This is a genomic window from Bradyrhizobium tunisiense, from assembly GCF_042263385.1.
Lineage (GTDB): Bacteria > Pseudomonadota > Alphaproteobacteria > Rhizobiales > Xanthobacteraceae > Bradyrhizobium > Bradyrhizobium tunisiense.
The window spans coordinates 842,205-860,713 of sequence record NZ_JBHLEV010000001.1 but is presented as its reverse complement, the minus strand read 5'-3'; the positions used below and the strand labels follow the sequence as shown (position 1 = coordinate 860,713).

General features: G+C 64.9%; 17 protein-coding genes. 14 read left to right on the top strand and 3 right to left on the bottom strand.

Annotation, left to right across the window (positions count from 1 at the left end):
* Positions 1-113 precede the first annotated feature (113 nt).
* The 4 genes from ACFDR6_RS04120 to boxB all read left to right on the top strand — a co-directional run bounded on the left by ACFDR6_RS04120 (position 114) and on the right by boxB (position 4,857).
* A complete protein-coding gene (locus ACFDR6_RS04120) occupies positions 114-932 on the top strand; it encodes an alpha/beta fold hydrolase (RefSeq protein WP_375857487.1) in 819 nt (272 codons plus the stop codon).
* Between the two features lie 18 nt (positions 933-950).
* On the top strand, positions 951-1,475 hold the full coding sequence (locus tag ACFDR6_RS04115; RefSeq protein WP_375857486.1) for a DUF309 domain-containing protein: 525 nt from the start codon (positions 951-953) through the stop codon (positions 1,473-1,475).
* A gap of 117 nt (positions 1,476-1,592) precedes the next feature.
* Positions 1,593-3,281, top strand: a complete 1,689-nt coding sequence (gene boxC, locus ACFDR6_RS04110) for a 2,3-epoxybenzoyl-CoA dihydrolase (RefSeq protein WP_375857484.1) — start codon at positions 1,593-1,595, stop codon at positions 3,279-3,281.
* A gap of 124 nt (positions 3,282-3,405) precedes the next feature.
* Positions 3,406-4,857, top strand: a complete 1,452-nt coding sequence (gene boxB / locus ACFDR6_RS04105; protein ID WP_025575561.1) for a benzoyl-CoA 2,3-epoxidase subunit BoxB — start codon at positions 3,406-3,408, stop codon at positions 4,855-4,857.
* Between the two features lie 176 nt (positions 4,858-5,033).
* Here the strand turns inward: boxB and ACFDR6_RS04100 are convergent, their stop codons facing one another.
* On the bottom strand, positions 5,034-5,834 hold the full coding sequence (locus ACFDR6_RS04100; RefSeq protein WP_317241470.1) for an SDR family NAD(P)-dependent oxidoreductase: 801 nt from the start codon (positions 5,832-5,834) through the stop codon (positions 5,034-5,036).
* A 249-nt stretch (positions 5,835-6,083) separates the two neighbouring features.
* Positions 6,084-7,142, bottom strand: coding sequence for a polysaccharide deacetylase family protein (locus tag ACFDR6_RS04095; protein WP_317241469.1), 1,059 nt, complete (start codon positions 7,140-7,142; stop codon positions 6,084-6,086).
* A gap of 164 nt (positions 7,143-7,306) precedes the next feature.
* Here ACFDR6_RS04095 and ACFDR6_RS04090 point away from each other — a divergent pair, with 164 nt between their 5' ends.
* From ACFDR6_RS04090 to phoB, 10 genes are all read left to right on the top strand, one after another.
* Positions 7,307-8,701 (top strand): OmpA family protein, encoded by a 1,395-nt coding sequence (locus ACFDR6_RS04090; RefSeq protein WP_375857483.1) that lies wholly within the window; start codon positions 7,307-7,309, stop codon positions 8,699-8,701.
* 2 nt (positions 8,702-8,703) lie between these two features.
* Entirely contained in the window at positions 8,704-9,000 is a 297-nt protein-coding gene (locus ACFDR6_RS04085) for a hypothetical protein (protein WP_212084086.1), read from the top strand.
* A gap of 489 nt (positions 9,001-9,489) precedes the next feature.
* A complete protein-coding gene (locus ACFDR6_RS04080; protein WP_212084088.1) occupies positions 9,490-10,545 on the top strand; it encodes a lysylphosphatidylglycerol synthase domain-containing protein in 1,056 nt (351 codons plus the stop codon).
* A 44-nt stretch (positions 10,546-10,589) separates the two neighbouring features.
* The gene (locus ACFDR6_RS04075; protein WP_375857482.1) at positions 10,590-11,888 is read left to right on the top strand and encodes an ATP-binding protein; all 1,299 of its coding nucleotides are present in this window, start codon (positions 10,590-10,592) and stop codon (positions 11,886-11,888) included.
* A 145-nt stretch (positions 11,889-12,033) separates the two neighbouring features.
* On the top strand, positions 12,034-13,047 hold the full coding sequence (gene pstS / locus ACFDR6_RS04070) for a phosphate ABC transporter substrate-binding protein PstS (RefSeq protein ID WP_317241466.1): 1,014 nt from the start codon (positions 12,034-12,036) through the stop codon (positions 13,045-13,047).
* A 143-nt stretch (positions 13,048-13,190) separates the two neighbouring features.
* Entirely contained in the window at positions 13,191-14,180 is a 990-nt protein-coding gene (pstC, locus tag ACFDR6_RS04065; RefSeq protein WP_317244028.1) for a phosphate ABC transporter permease subunit PstC, read from the top strand.
* A gap of 4 nt (positions 14,181-14,184) precedes the next feature.
* Positions 14,185-15,036 carry a phosphate ABC transporter permease PstA gene (pstA, locus tag ACFDR6_RS04060; RefSeq protein ID WP_375857481.1) on the top strand — a complete coding sequence of 284 codons (852 nt, stop codon included), beginning with the start codon at positions 14,185-14,187 and terminating at the stop codon, positions 15,034-15,036.
* The gene (gene pstB, locus ACFDR6_RS04055; RefSeq protein ID WP_212084096.1) at positions 15,033-15,854 is read left to right on the top strand and encodes a phosphate ABC transporter ATP-binding protein PstB; all 822 of its coding nucleotides are present in this window, start codon (positions 15,033-15,035) and stop codon (positions 15,852-15,854) included. The genes pstA and pstB overlap by 4 nt, the downstream gene beginning before the upstream one ends.
* Before the next feature lie 11 nt (positions 15,855-15,865).
* Positions 15,866-16,582 carry a phosphate signaling complex protein PhoU gene (gene phoU, locus ACFDR6_RS04050; protein ID WP_212084098.1) on the top strand — a complete coding sequence of 239 codons (717 nt, stop codon included), beginning with the start codon at positions 15,866-15,868 and terminating at the stop codon, positions 16,580-16,582.
* A 23-nt stretch (positions 16,583-16,605) separates the two neighbouring features.
* Positions 16,606-17,313 carry a phosphate regulon transcriptional regulator PhoB gene (phoB, locus tag ACFDR6_RS04045; RefSeq protein WP_008143479.1) on the top strand — a complete coding sequence of 236 codons (708 nt, stop codon included), beginning with the start codon at positions 16,606-16,608 and terminating at the stop codon, positions 17,311-17,313.
* A 229-nt stretch (positions 17,314-17,542) separates the two neighbouring features.
* On the opposite strand, the gene ACFDR6_RS04040 is transcribed toward phoB, so the two are convergent.
* Positions 17,543-18,055 (bottom strand): GcrA family cell cycle regulator, encoded by a 513-nt coding sequence (locus ACFDR6_RS04040; RefSeq protein WP_212084101.1) that lies wholly within the window; start codon positions 18,053-18,055, stop codon positions 17,543-17,545.
* Positions 18,056-18,509: the final 454 nt, after the last annotated feature.

Below are 18,509 nucleotides of genomic sequence, written 5' to 3'. Positions count from 1 at the left end.
GCGGTCACCGCAAACTCCGTTGCGCTCCCTCCCCCGCAAGGGGGAGGGGAACCACTGAGCGAGTGGCGCGTGACTGCGTCCCACGTTGGATACGACGGAAGAAGAGTGACACCATGACCAACCTCACCCCCACCGGCTTCCTCAGCATCGGCAACGCCAGCCTCGAATACAAATGGCTGGCGCCGGCCTCTGCGGACGCCCCCACCATCGTCATGCTCCACGAAGGCCTCGGCTCGGTCGGACAGTGGGGCGACTTTCTGGAAAAGCTCCAGCAAGCCACCGGTGCCGGCATCTTCGCTTATTCGCGTGCGGGCTACGGCCAATCGAGCAAGGTGACGTTGCCGCGACCGCTGGATTACATGCAGCGCGAGGCGCTGGACGTGCTGCCGAAGCTGCTCGATGCGATCGGCTTCAGGTGCGGCCTGCTGCTCGGCCATTCCGACGGCGCCTCGATCGCGACGATCTATGCCGGCGCGCACCAGGATCATCGCCTGAGCGGCCTCGTGCTGATTGCGCCGCATTTCATCGTCGAGGACATCTCGGTCGCGTCCATCGCCGCGATCAAGACTGCTTACGAGACCACGGACCTCAAGGCCAAGCTCGCGCGCTGGCACAAGGACGTCGACAACGCCTTCTATGGCTGGAACGGCGCCTGGCTCGATCCGGAGTTCCGCGATTGGGACATCTCGGAATACCTTGCCTATATCCGCGTTCCCGTCCTGATCCTGCAAGGCGAAAACGACCAATATGGGACATTGCGGCAGGTCGAAATCGCGCAGGAAGAGTGTTACTGTCCGGTAGATATTAAAGTCATTTCAGACGCGGGACATTCCCCGCATCGTGAAGCGCCGGGGGCGACGCTTGACGCGATTGAGCAATTTGCAAAAGCGGCCCTGCGCGACGATCAGGGACTCCAGGGACGCGCGGCATGACCATGCGGAGGCACATCGATGAATGTGCCTTCACATGCGACCCGCCCGTTGCCGTGGCCGCAATGGGCCTATGTCCCGGGCGAGACCGGTGCGGTGGATGCCGATTTCGAGACGCTTGGTCTGGCCAAGGCGATGGTGCCATCGGCCTTCCGCGGCTACGTGCCGGCGCGCCATCCGGCGCTGCGCTACGGGCTTGCACTCAACGACCGCGGCTATTTCTGGGAAGCACAGGAAGTGCTGGAGGCGGTATGGGCCGCCGCGCCCCAAGGCGGCCGCGAGCGCGTTCTGTTGCGCGCCTGCATCCACATCGCCAACGCCAATTTGCGGCTGCGGATGCAGCGCGCGCGCTCGGCCGCGCGGCTGTTCGGGGACGCGCTCGGCGAACTGCGCACGCTGAATTCCCGCAAGGCGGCTGCGGCCGGCGACGGCTTCGTGGAGACCTTCCCTGTCCCGGCCCTAGTCGCGCTGTTGCAAGCCAAGCTCGGCCGTCCCCAGCTCTCCAAGGCGGACTGGATCGCACTCGGGGCGACCGGGCGGTCCTGAGGCGCCATGAAACAAAATGCATGTGAGCCTGGTTAAGGGCTGGACGCGCTCGAAAAGATGCACTATTGTGCATCTAACGCTACGGCGAAATGCAATAATCAAGCTCAGGGATGACCCATGGCCGGGGAAGATCGGCGCCTCGCAGGCGGCGCGACATTCATCGATTTCCAGACCGAACCGTCCCGCTACAAGCACTGGAAGCTGGCGGTCGAGGGCGACGTCGCGACGCTGACCATGGACGTCGACGAGAACGGCGGCCTGTTCGAAGGTTATCTGCTCAAGCTCAATTCCTATGATCTCGGCGTCGACATCGAGCTTGCCGACGCGGTCCAGCGGCTGCGCTTCGAGCATCCGGAGGTGAAGGTCGTGGTGATGCGCTCGGCCAAGAACCGCGTGTTCTGCGCCGGCGCCAACATCCGCATGCTCGCGGGCTCAACGCACGCCCACAAGGTCAATTTCTGCAAATTCACCAACGAGACCCGCAACGGCATGGAAGACTCCTCGGAGAATTCCGGCCAGCGCTTCATCACCGTCGTAAACGGCTCCGCCGCTGGCGGGGGCTACGAGCTGGCGCTTGCGACCGACCATATCATTCTCGCCGACGACGGCTCCTCCGCCGTCGCGCTGCCCGAGGTGCCGCTGCTCGCGGTGCTGCCGGGCACCGGTGGACTCACGCGCGTCGTCGACAAGCGCAAGGTGCGCCGCGACCACGCCGATTTCTTCTGCACCATCGAGGAGGGCGTGAAGGGCAAGCGCGCCGTGCAATGGCGCCTCGTCGACGAGATCGCGCCGAACTCGAAGCTCGAGGCCAGGATCGCCGAGCGCGCTAGGGAATTCGCGGATCAATCGCAGCGCAAGGGCAGCGGCAAGGGCATCGCGCTGACGCCGCTCAAGCGCCTGATCGACCAGACCAGCATCCACTACGGCTTCGTCACCGTCGACATCGATCGCACGGCCCGCATCGCCACGATCTCGATCAAGGCGCCGGAGACCGCGCCGCCCGCCGACATCGACGGCATGATGGCGCAGGGGGCTTCGTTCTGGCCGCTCCAGGTCGCGCGCGAGATCGACGACGCCATCCTGCACTTGCGCATCAACGAGCTCGAGATTGCCATGCTGGTGTTCAAGAGTCATGGCGATCGCGCTCATGTGCTGGCCTGCGATGCCTTCCTCGAAGCCAACAAGGCGCACTGGCTGGTCAATGAGATCCGCCACTACTGGAAGCGCGTGCTCAAGCGCATCGACGTCACCTCGCGCACGCTGGTGACGCTGGTCGAGCCCGGCTCCTGCTTTGCCGGCACGCTCGCCGAGCTCGTCTTCGCCGCCGACCGCTCCTACATGCTGATCGGCACGCGCCAGGGCGACAACCGTCCGCCCCCGTCGATCGAACTCTCCGCCATGAACTTCGGCCCCTACCCGATGAGCCATGGCCTGACGCGGCTTCAGTCGCGCTTCCAGGCCGATCCGGCCGACATCGAGCGGGCGGAAGCCACGCTCGGGACCTCGCTCGATGCCGAACAGGCCGAAGAGCTCGGCCTCGTCACCTTCGCGCTCGACGACATCGACTGGGACGATGAGGTCCGTGTGTTTCTCGAGGAGCGCGCCAGCTTCTCGCCCGACAGCCTCACCGGCATGGAGGCGAGCCTGCGCTTCGTCGGCCCCGAGACGATGGAATCAAAGATCTTCGCGCGCCTCACCGCCTGGCAGAACTGGATCTTCCAGCGTCCCAACGCGGTCGGCGAGGAAGGCGCGCTGCGCCGCTACGGCAGCGGCCAGAAGCCGAAATTCGATATGACGCGGGTGTAACGACATTCACTGCGTCATGGCCGGGCTTGTCCCGGCCATCCACGTCCCTGGCGCGACCAAGCAAGAACGTGGATGCCCGGCACAAGGCCGGGCATGACGGAAAGAGATCGCAAGGAGCACGGCCATGAACATGAACATCATGAACGTCGACTACTCGACCAAGATTCCCAACAACGTGAATCTCGCAGAGGACCGCCAGGTGCTGAAGGCACTCGAGGGTTGGCATCCCGGCTACATGGATTGGTGGAGCGACATGGGGCCGGAAGGCTTCCAGGAATCGCTGGTGTATCTGCGCACGGCGTATTCGGTCGATCCCCGCGGCTGGGCCAAGTTCGACTATGTCCGCATGCCCGACTATCGCTGGGGTATTCTCCTTGCGCCGCAGGAAGAAAATCGCGTGGTGCCGTTCGGCGAGCATTATGGCGAGCCGGCCTGGCAGGAAGTCCCGGGCGAGCATCGCGCCATGCTGCGCCGCCTGATCGTGATCCAGGGCGACACCGAGCCGGCCTCGGTCGAGCAGCAGCGCCATCTCGGCAAGACCGCGCCCTCGCTCTACGACATGCGCAATCTGTTCCAGGTCAATGTCGAGGAAGGCCGCCACCTCTGGGCGATGGTCTATCTGCTCCAGAAGTACTTCGGCCGCGACGGCCGCGAGGAGGCCGACGATCTGCTGCGCCGCCGCTCCGGTGATGCCGACGCACCGCGCATGCTCGGCGCCTTCAACGAGGCGACGCCGGACTGGCTGTCCTTCTTCATGTTCACCTACTTCACCGACCGCGACGGCAAGATGCAATTGCACTCGCTGGCGCAGTCCGGCTTCGATCCGCTGTCGCGCACCTGCCGCTTCATGCTGACGGAAGAAGCGCACCACATGTTCGTCGGCGAGACTGGCATCACCCGCGTCGTGCAGCGCACCTGCGATGCGATGCGCGAGGCCGGCATCACCGACCCCACCGACATCGCCAAGGTCCGCGCGCTCGGGGTGATCGACCTGCCCACCATCCAGAAGAAGCTGAATCTGCACTACACGCTGTCGCTTGATCTCTTTGGTTCGGAGGTTTCGACCAACGCGGCGAACGCCTTCAACGCCGGCATCAAGGGCCGCTATCACGAGACCCAGATCGAGGACGATCACCAGCTCAAGAACGCCACCTATCCGGTGCTGAAGTTCATCAACGGCGAGATCAAGCTGGTGGACGAGCCGGCGCTGACCGCCCTCAACATGCGCCTGCGCGACGATTACAGCCAGGATTGCGTCAAGGGCATGCTGCGCTGGAACAAGGTGATCTCGACTGCCGGCTACGACTTCAAGCTGACCTTGCCCAACGTCGCCTTCCACCGCCACATCGGCGAGTTCAAGGACGTGCATGCGACGCCGGACGGCATTTTGATCGACGATGCCACCTGGGCCAAGCGCAAGGACGAGTGGCTGCCCTCGACTGCCGACGGGGACTTCATTACCTCCCTGATGCAGCCCGTCACCGAGACCGGCAAGTTCGCCTCCTGGATCTCGCCGCCGAAAGTCGGCATCGACAACAAGCCCGGCGATTTCGAATACGTGAAGATCGAGTCGTAAGCGTCAGGGGCAGACGCTTTTGCCGCACAAACGGTGTCATCACCCGCGAAAGCGGGTGATCCAGTATTCCAGAGACAGTCGTAATTCAGCCCGGTAGGCCGCGGCGTACTGGATGCCCCGCCTTCGCGGGGCATGACAGCGGAGTGTGAGGTGTGGCCTTTGCCAAGCCCCGCCCTCTACCCCGCGATCTCCAGCCCCGCATTCGCGTACACCACGCCGCCGTCGACGGCGATGGTGTTGCCGACCACGTAATCGCCCGCACGCGAGGCGAGATAGATCGCCACCCCTGCCATGTCCTCGTCGCTTCCGATCCGCCGCGACGGGATGCGCTTTGCGACCTCGTCCGAATGGTCGCGCGCGGCCCGGTTCATGTCGGACTTGAACGCGCCCGGCGCGATCGCGGTGACGTTGATGTTGTCCTTGATCAGCTTGGTCGCCATGCGCCGCGTCAGATGGATTACGGCGGCCTTGCTGGCGGCGTAGGAATAGGTCTCGCCCGGATTGACGAAGATGCCGTCGACCGAGGCGATGTTGATCACCTTCGCCGGACGTTCTGCGCTTGCGGCCGCGCGCAGCGGCTTCGCCAGGGCCTTGGTCAGGAAGAACAGCGACTTGACGTTGAGGTCCATCACCTTGTCCCAGCCGCTTTCGGGGAACTCGTCGAACTCCGCGCCCCAGGCAGCTCCGGCATTGTTGACGAGGATGTCGAGCTTCGGCTCCAGCTTGATGATTTCGGAGGCGAGCCTGTCGCAACCTTCGACGGTGGAGATGTCGATCGGCAGCGCGATGCATTCGCCGTCATATTGCGCGCTGAGCTCCTTGGCGGTCGCCTCGCACGGTCCGGCCTTGCGCGCGGTGATGTAGACCTTTGCGGCGCCGGCGCTGAGAAATCCCGCCGCAATCATCTTGCCGATGCCGCGCGAGCCGCCGGTCACCAGCGCGACGCGGCCTTTGAGCGAAAACAGGTCGTTGAACATGGGGCCTCCCTTGGTTGGCGCTGTTTTGGGCGGGGAGGCGAGGGGAGTCAAGGAAGGGGCAGGGGATGGGGAACGTGGCGCGACGGCGCTTCGACTCACTCGATGTCATCCCCGCGCACGCGGGGACCCATAACCCCAGGGAGTAGTTTGGCGAAGATTCGTCGATCGGGACTGCTACCAACCGAGATCGATAAATTCCGCGGTACGGGTCCCTGCTTTCGCAGGGACGACAGCGGGATTGGAGCGCGCCTATGCCGCCGCGATCCGGCGGAAGCCGTTCCACATCGCGGTCGCGGCGCCCGAGGTCAACACCGGCAGGATTCGCGCGTCCTGGTAATTGCCGTTGAGCGAGACGCGCGGCAGCGCCGTCATCTGGCCGGCATTCTCGGCGAACAGCATGCCGGGCCGCGTGGTCACCGCGGTCTTGAACCCGGCCGTTGCAGCAAGGCCGAATTCGCGCGCCCCCGCCGCCTCGCGGTCGCCATAGGGATAGGCGAGATGCAACACGGGGCGCTCCAGCGCCTGCTCGATCCGCGCGCGGCTCGTGGCCAATTCCTGCGCGGCGATGTCTTCCGCCGCCTTGGCGAGGTTGCAATGGCTGACGCTGTGGGCGCCGATCGTGACCAGCGGATCGGCGGCGAATGTCTTCACCTCGTTCCAGGACAGGCAGAGGCTGCGGCACAGCGCGGCCATGTCGACGTCGTGCGTCGTGCAGAGCGCCTCGATCTCCCGCTTGAGGTCGTGCTCGCCCGGCAGCGCGCGCAGCCAGTCGTGCAGGCGGTCGAATGTTGCCTGCTTGGCCGCAGGCGTCGTCGCATCGAGCCGCAACGCGGAATGACCGATTCTGACGTCGACCTGCTCGGCCTTGGCGATCACAGCCTCCAGCGCCGCCCACCACAGTCGTCCGGTACCCTCCGCAAAGTCGCTCGCGACATAGACAGCGAGGGGCGCGTCGAATTCGCGCAGCACGGGCAGGGCATGATCCAGATTGTCGCGATAGCCGTCGTCGAAGGTGAAGGCCGCGAAGCGGCGGTCGAACCGGCCCTGCACCAGCCGCTCATGCAGCTCGTCCATGCTGACGATGTCGATGTCGCGCGAGCGCAAATGGCACAGCGTCTCGCGCAGGAATTCGGGGGTGACTTCGAGATGCCGGTTCGGCTGGAACGCGGCCTCGCGGGCCGGCCGAACGTGGTGCAGCATGAAAATGGCGCCGACGCCCGACAAGAGCGGGCGCAGCAGATGGTGTGCGCCGCTGAAATAGAGTGCTTCCAGCCCGGCGCGGATGACGTTGTTACGCAGTTGTTTCATGACCGGCTGGCGGACTCTCGCATTCCGCTTTCAACTTACGGAAGAACCCTTGAAGAAAAAGTTATTCCGATTGTCCAGGCGGTGCCTTCGGAAGGGCGCCATTTCCGGTTTGACAGCCTGCCAAGGGTTTGTTTTGTCTCCGGTTCCAGAGTTCGGGTCGTCGAATGCAGAAGCTTTTCAGGTGGGCCAGCAAATGGTGGCCAGGGCTGATTCCCCTGGCCATCATGTGGGGATTTGCGGGCTGGAATAACACTTTACCGGTCGAAGCCGACCTTTCGGCCCGCAGCACGGCCGCGCTCAAGGGGACCGTCCTGGACAAGACCCGGATCGCGGTCGACGGCCGGGACGTCGGCCTGGCCGCGGAAGCCTTCTCGGAGGAGGGGCGCCGCGACGCCGTGACGGCGGTCGAGACCGTGCCCGGCGTGCGCCTGGTCGACGACCGGACCCGCCTTGTTCCCGAGGCCAAACCCTTCGTCTGGAGCGCCGAGCGCGACGTGGTGCGGGTGACGCTGTCCGGCTCCGCGCCCTTGCCCTCGATGAAGGGCCGGCTGACCGAGGCGGCCCGCAAGGAGGTTGGCGGCGCCGAGGTGGCAGACCAGATGGGGCTGGCGCGCGGTGCGCCGCCGCGGTTCGAAGCCGCCGCCACGCTGCTGCTGGACCAGATCGGCAAGCTGAAGGACGGCAAGATCACGATCATGGACACCCAGGTCAATCTGTCGGGCATGGCACGCGAGCTCGGCGGCCGCGAAGCGATCGCTGCCGCGCTGAAGAACCTGCCCGAGGGCTTTTCGGTCGCCGCCAACGACGTCAAGGCGCCGCCCTATATCTTCCAGGCGTACAAGGATCCGGTTGCCGCGACGGTGACGCTGACCGGCTACGTTCCGGACAACAACGTGCATGCGGCGATCGCAACCAGCGCCTCGCGAAAATTCTTCACCGAAAAGGTCGTCGACAATCTCAAGGCCAGCATCGGCGCGCCCGGCACCTTCAACACGGCCGTGGTCGCAGCGCTCGGCGCGCTGTCGCGGCTGTCGACCGGCACGCTCGTCGTCTCCGACCGCGAAGTGAAGCTGTCGGGCGATGCGCTCTACGAGGGGGCCGCCAACGACATCCGCGCAGGCCTCGGCAAGGACTTCCCGAAGAACTGGCAGTACAAGCCGGAGATCACCGTGAAGCCCGCCGCAGGGCCGGTCGACGGCACCGTGTGCCAGCAATTGTTCACGGACCTCCTGGCCAAGGGCAAGATCCGCTTCGCCGCCAAGCGCGCCGAAATCGATCCGGACTCCGCCGCCATCCTCGATCATCTGATCGAGACGGCGCTGCGCTGCCCCACCACCAATATCGAGGTTGCCGGGCATACCGACGCCGACGGCGAGGACGTCTTCAACCAGGCTCTTTCAGAGAAGCGCGCGCAGGCGGTGATCGACTATCTGGTCAAGGCCGGCCTGCCCCCCGGCCGCTTCACCGCGGTCGGCCATGGCAGCACGCAGCCCGTCGCCGGCAACGACACCGACGACGGCAAGGCGAAGAACCGCCGCATCGAATTTCTGGTGAGGTGACGATGCCCTATCTCGTCTCGTTTCATCTGGGCTGGCTGATCGGCTCGCTGTTGCTGGGCTTTTGCATGGGCTGGATCTCCGTGGTCCAGCGCGGCAACGGCACCTCGAAGGTGACGGCGCGCTGGCTCGCCGCGCTTGCCGCCGCCCTGGTCGCGGCCTCGTTCGCCCGTGTCGTCCCTGGCCGCTTCGGCTACTGGCTCGACCTCGGCCTGATCATGTTCGCCTGCTATCTGGTCGGCTGCACCATCGGCGCCTGGCTGCGGGATCGGGTGGTGTCGCGCAGCATGCCGGTGGCCTGAGTCTTGAGCCCACGGGGATCGGGCCGGTGGAGGCCGGCGCGGCGGTCTGGCCGCTGCTGCCCTGCTGGTCAGCGCCCCGCGACCTTCGGGCGCATCGGAATATCCGTGAACAACGCCTGGGTCGCCACCCTCTTTCAACAGGCAGACGCCGTCCATAGATTGACGTCGGCTTAAGGCGTGACGGAACATTGTAAGGCGGAAATCATCAAACCTTCATGGCGCTTGCGCAGGATTGCCATGGAGATTCGACTTAAGTCCTGCCGTCGAAGGCGCCAAACCGTGCATCAGGAGCCCGCAACCCTGCCTAAAATATTGAATGCACGTGTTTTTGTTCGAATTGGCGAATTCCACTCGGCCCGAAAACGCGCTAGTGGAGGGGCAGGGGGCATGCGCGATGCCGGAGCCGGCGGCGAAGGTTCGTTGAGTGCCCGTGCGTCGTCCGCCCGTTCGCCGGCCACCCTGGTCGCTGAAGCGTTGTTCGAGGTCTAGATGCTGGAAGCCATACGCAGGGCGACGACGTTTCTGCGCCAGAAGCAAATCCTGCATAAGCTTGGAGTTGTGATCAGCGTCGCGGTCATCGGCATCGCTTGCTATGTGCTGTACCACATGCTGCGAGGCATCGATTTCAACGAGGTCCTCGAAGCGATCAAGAGCACCGAGCCGAGCCAGATCGCGATGGCGGCGCTGTTCGTCGCCGCGGGCTATTTCACCCTGACCTTCTACGACCTGTTCGCCACGCGCGCGATCGGCCACGCCCATGTGCCCTACCGCATCAACGCGCTCGCGGCCTTCACCAGCTATTCGATCGGCCACAATGTCGGTGCATCGGTCTTCACCGGCGGGGCGGTGCGCTACCGCATCTATTCGGCCTACGGGCTGAATGCGATCGACGTCGCAAAGATCTGCTTCCTCGCCGGCCTGACCTTCTGGCTCGGCAACGCCGCCGTGCTCGGCCTCGGCATCGCCTATCATCCAGAGGCCGCGGCCTCGATCGACCAGCTTCCGCCGTGGCTGAACCGGACGCTGGCGCTGACGATCATCGTGGGGCTGATCGGCTATGTGGTCTGGGTCTGGACCCGGCCGCGCGTGGTCGGCCGCGGGCCCTGGACCGTGGTGCTGCCGGGCGGCCCCCTGACGCTGCTCCAGATCGCGATCGGCATCATCGATCTCGGCTTCTGCGCGCTCGCGATGTATGTCCTGGTCCCGGACGAGCCCAATCTCGGCTTCGTCGTGGTCGCGGTGATCTTCGTCTCGGCGACGCTGCTCGGGTTCGCCAGCCATTCGCCCGGCGGGCTCGGGGTGTTCGACGCCGCCATGCTGGTCGGCCTCTGGCAGATGGACCGCGAGGAGCTTCTGGGCGGCATGCTGCTGTTCCGCGTCCTCTATTATCTGGCCCCCTTCATCCTATCTGTAATCTTGCTGACGTTTCGCGAAGTTATGATCGGCGCACGATCGAAGCGCCTGCAGCAGGCGGCGCTCAAGCTCGACCCCGGTCCGGCGCGTGAAGCCGCCTATGTGAGAGAGCGCAGCGACGGCGGTGCCTGACGGCGCCAAGCTTTGGGACCAGCCTCCAGGAGAAGTCCGCCCCGATGGCGATCGACGCCCCATCTTCTCCCTCCGCCCGGCCCTGGTCCGACCGGCTCCGGCACTCGACCATCATCCTGATCGCTGCGGCGCTGGCGCTGTCCGTCGTCGTCTCCCTCGGCGAATTGACGGCACTGCACGCCGCGATCGTGTTCCTCTGCATCGCCGCCGCTGCACTGATCCCGTGGCGTCTGCATGATCCTGCAGCTTCGCGCGACGACGTCAGGCGCACCAACCCGGTCGAGAGCGCGGCGGTGGCTGCGGTCGTCGCCGGCATGCCGGATCCGGCGGTCCTGCTCGACCGCGCCGGCCGCGTCATCCACCTCAATGCCGCGGCCGCCCAGCTCGCGCCGGCGCTGCGCCGGAACGAGCTCGCCCAGTTCGCGCTGCGCTCGCCGGAGATCATCACCGCGCTGCGCGAAGCGATCGCGACCACCGAGCCGCGGCGCGCGACCTATCTCGATCACGTCCCGGTGGATCGCTGGATGGAGCTCATGATCACGCCGGTGCCGGTGCCGACCAGCTTCGGCGGCGCCGACAAATGCATGCTGATGACCTTTCACGACCAGACGCCGCTGCGCCGGGTCGAGGAGATGCGTGCCGACTTCGTCGCCAATGCCAGCCACGAGCTGCGCACGCCGCTCGCTGCGCTGTCGGGCTTCATCGACACCCTCCAGGGCCAGGCCAAGGACGATCCCAAGGCGCGCGAGCGCTTCCTCGGCATCATGCACAACCAGGCCACCCGGATGGCCCGCCTGATCGACGATCTATTGTCGCTGTCGCGGGTCGAGCTGTCGGCTCACGTCCGGCCCGACACCCTGGTCGACCTGCTGCCGATCATCCGTCAGGTCGCCGACGGGCTCGAGCCGCTGGCGCGCGAGCGGCAGGTCGAGGTCGAGATCCATTTGCCCGATAGCCCGGTGATGATCGCGGGTGACCGCGAGGAGCTGCTCCGCCTGTTCGAGAATTTGATCGAGAACGCCCTCAAATACGGCGCCTCCGGCGGACGCGTCATCGTGTCGCTGACCTCGGGCGCGGCCGCTGACGGAACTCAGGAAATCCGGATCCTGGTTCGCGATTTCGGCCCCGGCATCGCGCCCGAGCACCTGCCGCGGCTGACCGAGCGGTTCTACCGGGTCGATATCGGCGACAGTCGCTCGCAAGGCGGGACCGGGCTCGGATTATCGCTGGTGAAACATATTCTTAACCGTCACCGCGGCCGGCTTTTGATCGAGAGCGTGCCCCGGCAGGGCGCCACTTTCAGCGCCTGTTTTCCCCAACCGAAGCCTCCGGCGCAGGTCTGAAAATCAAGCGATATCAACTGCTTGATCCTGTCATCCGACTGTCACGAAACCTTCGTAAAAGCACAGCCGACCGCTCCTAAAGGGGGCGGCGTGGGGAGCGCGATCGGGCGCGGATGGCGCTTCGCTCCCCTGTATGGAGACCAGCATGAATTTCCTCAAAACGATCGTTGCAGCCGGCTTGGTCGCCGCGTCGGCGACGGCGGCCTTTGCCGCCGACATCACCGGTGCAGGTGCGACGTTCCCGTTCCCGCTCTATTCCAAATGGGCTGACGCCTACAAGAAAGAGACCGGCAATGGTCTGAACTACCAGTCGATTGGCTCAGGCGGCGGCATCAAGCAGATCCAGGCCAAGACCGTGACCTTCGGCGCCAGCGATATGCCCCTCAAGCCTGAGCAACTCGAGAAGGACGGCATGATTCAATGGCCGCAGGCGATGGGTGCATTGGTGCCCGTCCTGAATCTCGAGGGAATCAAGCCGGGCGAGCTGGTCTTCTCCGGCGAGCTGCTGGGCGACATCTACCTGGGCAAGGTCAAGACGTGGAATGACCCGGCGATCGCCAAGCTCAATCCCAATGTGAAGCTCCCCTCGGATGCCATCACCGTCGTGCGCCGGTCGGACGGCTCCGGCACGACGTTCATCTGGACCGATTTTCTTTCGAAATCCAATGCCGAGTGGAAGACGAAGGCCGGTGCCGGTACTGCGGTCGAGTGGCCGACGGGTGTTGGCGCCAAAGGCAATGAAGGCGTCGCAGGCAATGTCAGCCAGACCAAGAACTCGATCGGTTACGTCGAGTATGCCTATGCCAAGCAGAACAAGCTGACCTACGGCGCAATGATCAACAAGGCTGGCAAGACCGTGCAGCCGACCGTCGGGGCCTTCCAGGCTGCGGCTGCCAACGCTGATTGGGCTGGATCCAAGAACTACTATGTGATCCTGACCGACCAGCCGGGCGAAGCATCGTGGCCGATTACCGGCGCGACCTTCATCCTGATGCACAAGGATGCGACCGACAAGGCGGCGTCCCAGGAGGCCATCAAGTTCTTCAAGTGGGCCTTCGAGAAGGGCGACAAGATGGCCGAAGAGCTGGACTACATCCCGATGCCCGACACGGTCGTGAAGCAGATCGAGAAGACCTGGGCTGCCGAGATCAAGAGCTAACGCGCTCTTGTCCCGGGCACGGCCCGGGACCCTAAGAGACCTGCGCTCCGGATCTGCATCGCGTCGCATCCGGGGCGCAAGACCAGCAACAAGACCGACAGCAAGCGTATATAAAACGGGCACAGGGGATCGGCGTGGCAGAGATGGCCGTTCAGAGCGATGTAATCGACGATGCCGGACCGTATGACCGCGCCAAGGCCTTGAGCGCGTTCAAGCTCGGCGACGTCACTTTCTACTGGATCACGCGGCTGAGCGCGATCTCGGTGCTGTTGATCCTCGGCGGCATCATCATTTCGCTGGTCGTCGGGGCGTTCCCGGCGATGAAGGAATACGGCGTGTCGTTCCTGTGGACGCAGCGCTGGGCGCCGTCGGCCGATCCGCCCGTGCTCGGCGCGCTCGGGCCGATGTACGGCACGCTCGTCACCTCCTTCATCGCGATGCTGATCGCCATTCCGGTCGGTCTCGGCATTGCGATCTTTCTCACCGAGCTCTGTCCGCAATGGCTGCGCCGGCCGATCGGCATGGCGGTCGAGCTGCTCGCCGGAATTCCCTCGATCATCTACGGCATGTGGGGCTTCTTCGTGCTGGGCCCGTTCCTGGCCAACAGCTTCCAGCCCTTCATGATCAGCGTCTTCGACGGCGTTCCCGTCCTCGGGGCGATCTTCGCAGGTCCCCCGTCCTATCTCAGCACGTTCAACGCCGCGCTGATCCTCGCCATCATGGTGCTGCCCTTCATCACCTCGATCTCGGTCGACGTGTTCAAGACGGTGCCGCCGGTGCTGAAGGAAGCCGCCTACGGCGTCGGCTGCACCACCTGGGAAGTCGTTCGCAGCGTGGTGATCCCCTACACCCGGGTCGGCATCATCGGCGGCGTCATGCTGGCGCTGGGCCGCGCGCTCGGCGAGACCATGGCCGTGACGTTCATCATCGGCAATTCGTTCCGCATCTCCTCGTCGATCTTCGCGCCCGGCACCACGATCTCGGCGGCGATCGCCTCCGAGTTCGCCGAGAGCGACGGCCTACACCAGTCCGGCCTGATCCTGCTCGGCCTGTTGCTGTTCGTGTTGACGTTCTTCGTGCTGGCCGCAGCGCGGCTGATGCTGATGCGGCTGGACAAGAAAGCGGGGAACTGACGTCATGGCCCTCAATCCGATCTATTCGCGCCGCCGCCGCAAGGACATCGTCATCCGCGGGCTCTGCATCGCCGCGGCCGCCTTCGGCGTCACCTGGCTCGCGCTGATCCTGATCACGCTGCTCTACAACGGCCTGGCTGGCCTGAACCTCCAGGTCTTCACCGCCGACACGCCGCCGCCCGGCTCGACCGAAGGCGGCCTGCGCAACGCCATCGTCGGCTCGATCATCATGACCGTGCTCGGCGTCGGCATCGGCGCGCCGCTCGGCCTGTTCGCCGGCACCTATCTTGCCGAGTACGGCCGCAACGACAGGCTGACTTCGGTGATCCGCTTCATCAACGACATCCTCTTGTCGGCGCCCTCGATCATCATCGGCCTGTTCATCTATGGCACGGTGGTGGTGCCGATGCGCGGCTTCTCGGCGCTCGCGGGAGCGCTGGCACTCGCGGTCATCGTCATCCCGGTCGTGGTGCGCACCACGGAGGACATGCTGCTGCTGGTGCCGAATCCGTTGCGCGAAGCCGCCAGCGCATTGGGCCTCCCGCGTTCGCTGGTGATCAAGCGCATCGCCTATCGCGCGGCACGCGCGGGCCTCATCACCGGCGTGCTGCTCGCCACCGCCCGCGTCGCCGGCGAGACCGCGCCGCTGCTGTTCACCGCGCTGTCGAACCAGTTCTTCAGCCTCGGCCTGGACAAGACGATGGCCAACCTGCCGGTCACCATCAACAATTTCGTCCAGAGCCCCTACGCCTATTGGAAGCAGCTCGCCTGGAGCGGCGCGCTGCTGATCACCCTGACCGTGCTTGCCCTGAACATTGGCGCGCGCATCATCGGCGCCGAGAGGACTGCAAAATGAGTGAAATGTCTGTTTCCGTGAGCGCGCCGACCGTTCATCCCGGCTCGCAGCCGCTGCCCGAGGCACCCGCCAAGGTCACCGCGCGCAACCTCAACTTCTACTACGGCGAGCACCACGCGCTGAAGAACATCAATCTGGCGCTCGGCACCAACCGCGTCACGGCCTTCATTGGCCCGTCCGGTTGCGGCAAGTCGACCCTGCTGCGCATCTTCAACCGGATGTATGATCTCTATCCGGGCCAGCGCGCCACCGGCCAGCTGATGCTCGACCAGACCAACATCCTCGACCCCCGGCTCGACCTCAATCTGCTGCGCGCCCGGGTCGGCATGGTGTTCCAGAAGCCGACGCCGTTCCCGATGACGATCTACGAGAACATCGCCTTCGGCATCCGTCTCTACGAGAAGATCTCGAAGTCCGAGATGGACGGCCGCGTCGAGAAGGCGCTGCGCGGCGGCGCGCTGTGGAACGAGGTCAAGGACAAGCTCAACGCCTCCGGCCTGTCGCTCTCCGGCGGCCAGCAGCAGCGCCTGTGCATTGCCCGCACCGTCGCGGTGCGGCCCGAGGTGATCCTGTTCGACGAGCCCTGCTCGGCGCTGGACCCGATCTCGACCGCCAAGGTCGAGGAGCTGATCCAGGAGCTGTCCGAGAACTACACGATCGCAATCGTCACCCACAACATGCAGCAGGCGGCGCGCGTCTCCGACAAGACCGCCTTCATGTATCTCGGCGAGCTGATCGAGTTCGACGACACCAGCAAGATCTTCACGTCGCCGACCGACCGGCGCACGCAGGATTACATCACCGGCCGGTTCGGCTGAGGAGACGGGACATGGGTACTGAACATACCGCAAAGGCTTTCGACACCGACCTCCAGGAGCTCACCCGACTGGTCGCCGAGATGGGCGGCATCGCCGAGCGCATGATCGTCGAATCCGTCGACGCGCTGATCCGCCGCGACGTCGCGCTCGGCCAGCGCGTCGTCACCATCGACACCGAACTCGACGCGCTGCAGAAGAAGATCGAGGAGCGCGCCGTGCTCACCATCGCCCGCCGTCAGCCGATGGCGGTCGATCTGCGCGAGATCGTCGGCGCCATGCGCGTTGCGACCGACCTCGAGCGCATCGGCGACCTCGCCAAGAACATGGGCAAGCGCGTCGCCGCGCTGGAGACGGATTTCCATCCGCTGAAACTGTTCCGCGGCCTGGAGCACATGACCGACCTCGTTCAGCAGCAGGTCAAGTCGGTGCTGGACGCCTACGCCGCGCACGATCTGCCGGCGGCGATGGCGGTGTGGAAGGGCGACGAGGAAGTCGACGCGATCTGCACCTCGCTGTTCCGCGAGCTCCTCACCTACATGATGGAGGATCCGCGCAACATCTCGTTCTGCATCCATCTGATGTTCTGCGCCAAGAACATCGAGCGGATCGGCGACCACGCCACCAACATCGCCGAGACCGTGTTCTACATGATCGAGGGCCAGGCGATCACCGACAAGCGGCCGAAGGGGGACATGACCAACTTCGCCACGACGATCCCGAATAGCTGAAGACCTCAAGGAGCGACGACACCATGGGCGCACGCATTATGGTGGTTGAGGACGAGGAAGCTCTCACCGAGCTTCTTCGCTACAACCTCGAAGGCGACGGCTATGACGTCGAGACGGTCATGCGCGGCGACGACGCCGACACCCGCCTCAAGGAGCACATTCCCGACCTGATCGTGCTCGACTGGATGCTGCCCGGCCTGTCGGGCATCGAGCTGTGCCGCCGCCTGCGCACCCGTCCCGAGACCAAGCAACTGCCGATCATCATGCTCACCGCGCGCGGCGAGGAGAGCGAGCGCGTACGTGGCCTTGCGACCGGCGCCGACGACTACATCGTGAAGCCGTTCTCCGTGCCGGAGCTCCTGGCGCGCGTGAAGGGCCTCCTGCGGCGCGCCAGTCCCGAGCGGCTAGCCACCGTGCTCGCCTATGGCGACATCGAGCTCGACCGCGACAAGCGCCGCGTGGCGCGCTCGGGCCGGCCGATCGATCTCGGACCGACCGAATACCGGCTGCTGGAGTTCTTCCTGGAGCATCCCGGCCGCGTGTTCTCGCGCGAGCAGCTGCTCGACAGCGTCTGGGGCCGCGACATCTACATCGACGAGCGCACCGTCGACGTCCATATCGGCCGCCTGCGCAAGCTGCTCAATCTCGGCCGCGAGCAGGACCCGATCCGCACCGTCCGCGGCGCGGGCTATGCGCTCGATGATCGCTTCGCGAAGGCGGAGCAGACGTAAGGGGTTCTGGGAAATTCTGGCGACACACTCAGTGTCGTCCCGGACAAGCGAAGCGCTGATCCGGGACCCATAACCACAGGGCGTGGTTTGGCGAAGACTCGGAGTGACCGTCTAGCGCAACATCTGCGCCCTGTGGTTATGGCTCCCCGCGTTCGCGGGGACGACACCGAGTTGGTTGAGGCGCCGTCGCGCTACGGCAGCCGTCGTTGCAGTCAGCAAATCAGCTAACTTACCGCGTGCTCGGCTTGGCCGGTGCACGACGGCGGTCCGCTGCGGGCTGATACGCCACGCGCGAGTGCTGGGCGCAATAGGGCAGGCCGGAGAGCGCCTTGCCGCCGCAGAAGAAGAAATCCGGGCTCGAGGGATCGCCGACCGGCCAGTGGCAGGTCGCCTCGTTCAGCTCCAGCAGCGACAGCCGCTGGCTCATCGGCACCACGTTGTCGTAGGTGACCGGTTCGGCCTCCACTTCGACCTCGAAGGCCTGCGCCAGCGCGGTGTTGCCGCGCGCAATGGGGCGGGTCACCCGCATCATGTGCTGCGCGGGACGCGCCTTGCGCGGCCGGGGTGCTGCCGATGAAGGGCTTTTGGCACGGCCGGACAGACCGAGCCTGTGCACTTTGCCGATCACGGCATTGCGGGTCACATTGCCGAGCTCTGCTGCGATCTGGCTGGCCGAAAGTCCGGCCTCCCAGAGCTTTTTCAGCTGCTCGACGCGATCATCGGACCAGGTCAAAACCGTCATTGCACCCTTTCCCTCGCTGCCGGCCAACCATCCTGGGGCCTTGCAGCGAATGCCTAAGCCTTCAAAAACCCGTGTCGTCAGAATCCCTTAAGGCTCGCCGGGCGCGCCACTGACGCCCGAACGTTTACGCCGGTACATGAGGACTCTTGGGATCAGAACCGCTGCACGAGATGTCGTATCTGACAATCCAAACGCTACAATATGGCGTGACTCCCGCGCAAGAGTCCGCCGACTCGCTTCCACATGTTCCGTGGTGAAAACCCGCGAAACCGGCACCGCAAGACTACGGATTCAGCGTTTCCCGAGGCTTTCCCAGCGGCATTGACACCCGTCTTGCCAGGCATAAGATAGTTGCGCGTGCCGCCCTTAAAAGGCGGCACGTTTCGTTTTCCGGGCCGGTCGATGGTGCGTTGCCCAATGCGCGCGTCACACCGTCCGCAACATTCAAGTGGCC

Coding starts and splice junctions, on each gene's coding strand:
- ACFDR6_RS04080 (WP_212084088.1), top strand. CDS start 9,490: ATGCTGGAAGCCATACGCAGGGCGACGACGTTTCTGCGCCAGAAGCAA.
- ACFDR6_RS04115 (WP_375857486.1), top strand. CDS start 951: ATGAATGTGCCTTCACATGCGACCCGCCCGTTGCCGTGGCCGCAATGG.
- pstA (WP_375857481.1), top strand. CDS start 14,185: ATGGCCCTCAATCCGATCTATTCGCGCCGCCGCCGCAAGGACATCGTC.
- phoB (WP_008143479.1), top strand. CDS start 16,606: ATGGGCGCACGCATTATGGTGGTTGAGGACGAGGAAGCTCTCACCGAG.
- ACFDR6_RS04075 (WP_375857482.1), top strand. CDS start 10,590: ATGGCGATCGACGCCCCATCTTCTCCCTCCGCCCGGCCCTGGTCCGAC.
- boxB (WP_025575561.1), top strand. CDS start 3,406: ATGAACATGAACATCATGAACGTCGACTACTCGACCAAGATTCCCAAC.
- ACFDR6_RS04040 (WP_212084101.1), bottom strand. CDS start 18,055: ATGACGGTTTTGACCTGGTCCGATGATCGCGTCGAGCAGCTGAAAAAG.
- boxC (WP_375857484.1), top strand. CDS start 1,593: ATGGCCGGGGAAGATCGGCGCCTCGCAGGCGGCGCGACATTCATCGAT.
- ACFDR6_RS04090 (WP_375857483.1), top strand. CDS start 7,307: ATGCAGAAGCTTTTCAGGTGGGCCAGCAAATGGTGGCCAGGGCTGATT.
- ACFDR6_RS04100 (WP_317241470.1), bottom strand. CDS start 5,834: ATGTTCAACGACCTGTTTTCGCTCAAAGGCCGCGTCGCGCTGGTGACC.
- pstC (WP_317244028.1), top strand. CDS start 13,191: ATGGCCGTTCAGAGCGATGTAATCGACGATGCCGGACCGTATGACCGC.
- ACFDR6_RS04085 (WP_212084086.1), top strand. CDS start 8,704: ATGCCCTATCTCGTCTCGTTTCATCTGGGCTGGCTGATCGGCTCGCTG.
- phoU (WP_212084098.1), top strand. CDS start 15,866: ATGGGTACTGAACATACCGCAAAGGCTTTCGACACCGACCTCCAGGAG.
- ACFDR6_RS04120 (WP_375857487.1), top strand. CDS start 114: ATGACCAACCTCACCCCCACCGGCTTCCTCAGCATCGGCAACGCCAGC.
- ACFDR6_RS04095 (WP_317241469.1), bottom strand. CDS start 7,142: ATGAAACAACTGCGTAACAACGTCATCCGCGCCGGGCTGGAAGCACTC.
- pstB (WP_212084096.1), top strand. CDS start 15,033: ATGAGTGAAATGTCTGTTTCCGTGAGCGCGCCGACCGTTCATCCCGGC.
- pstS (WP_317241466.1), top strand. CDS start 12,034: ATGAATTTCCTCAAAACGATCGTTGCAGCCGGCTTGGTCGCCGCGTCG.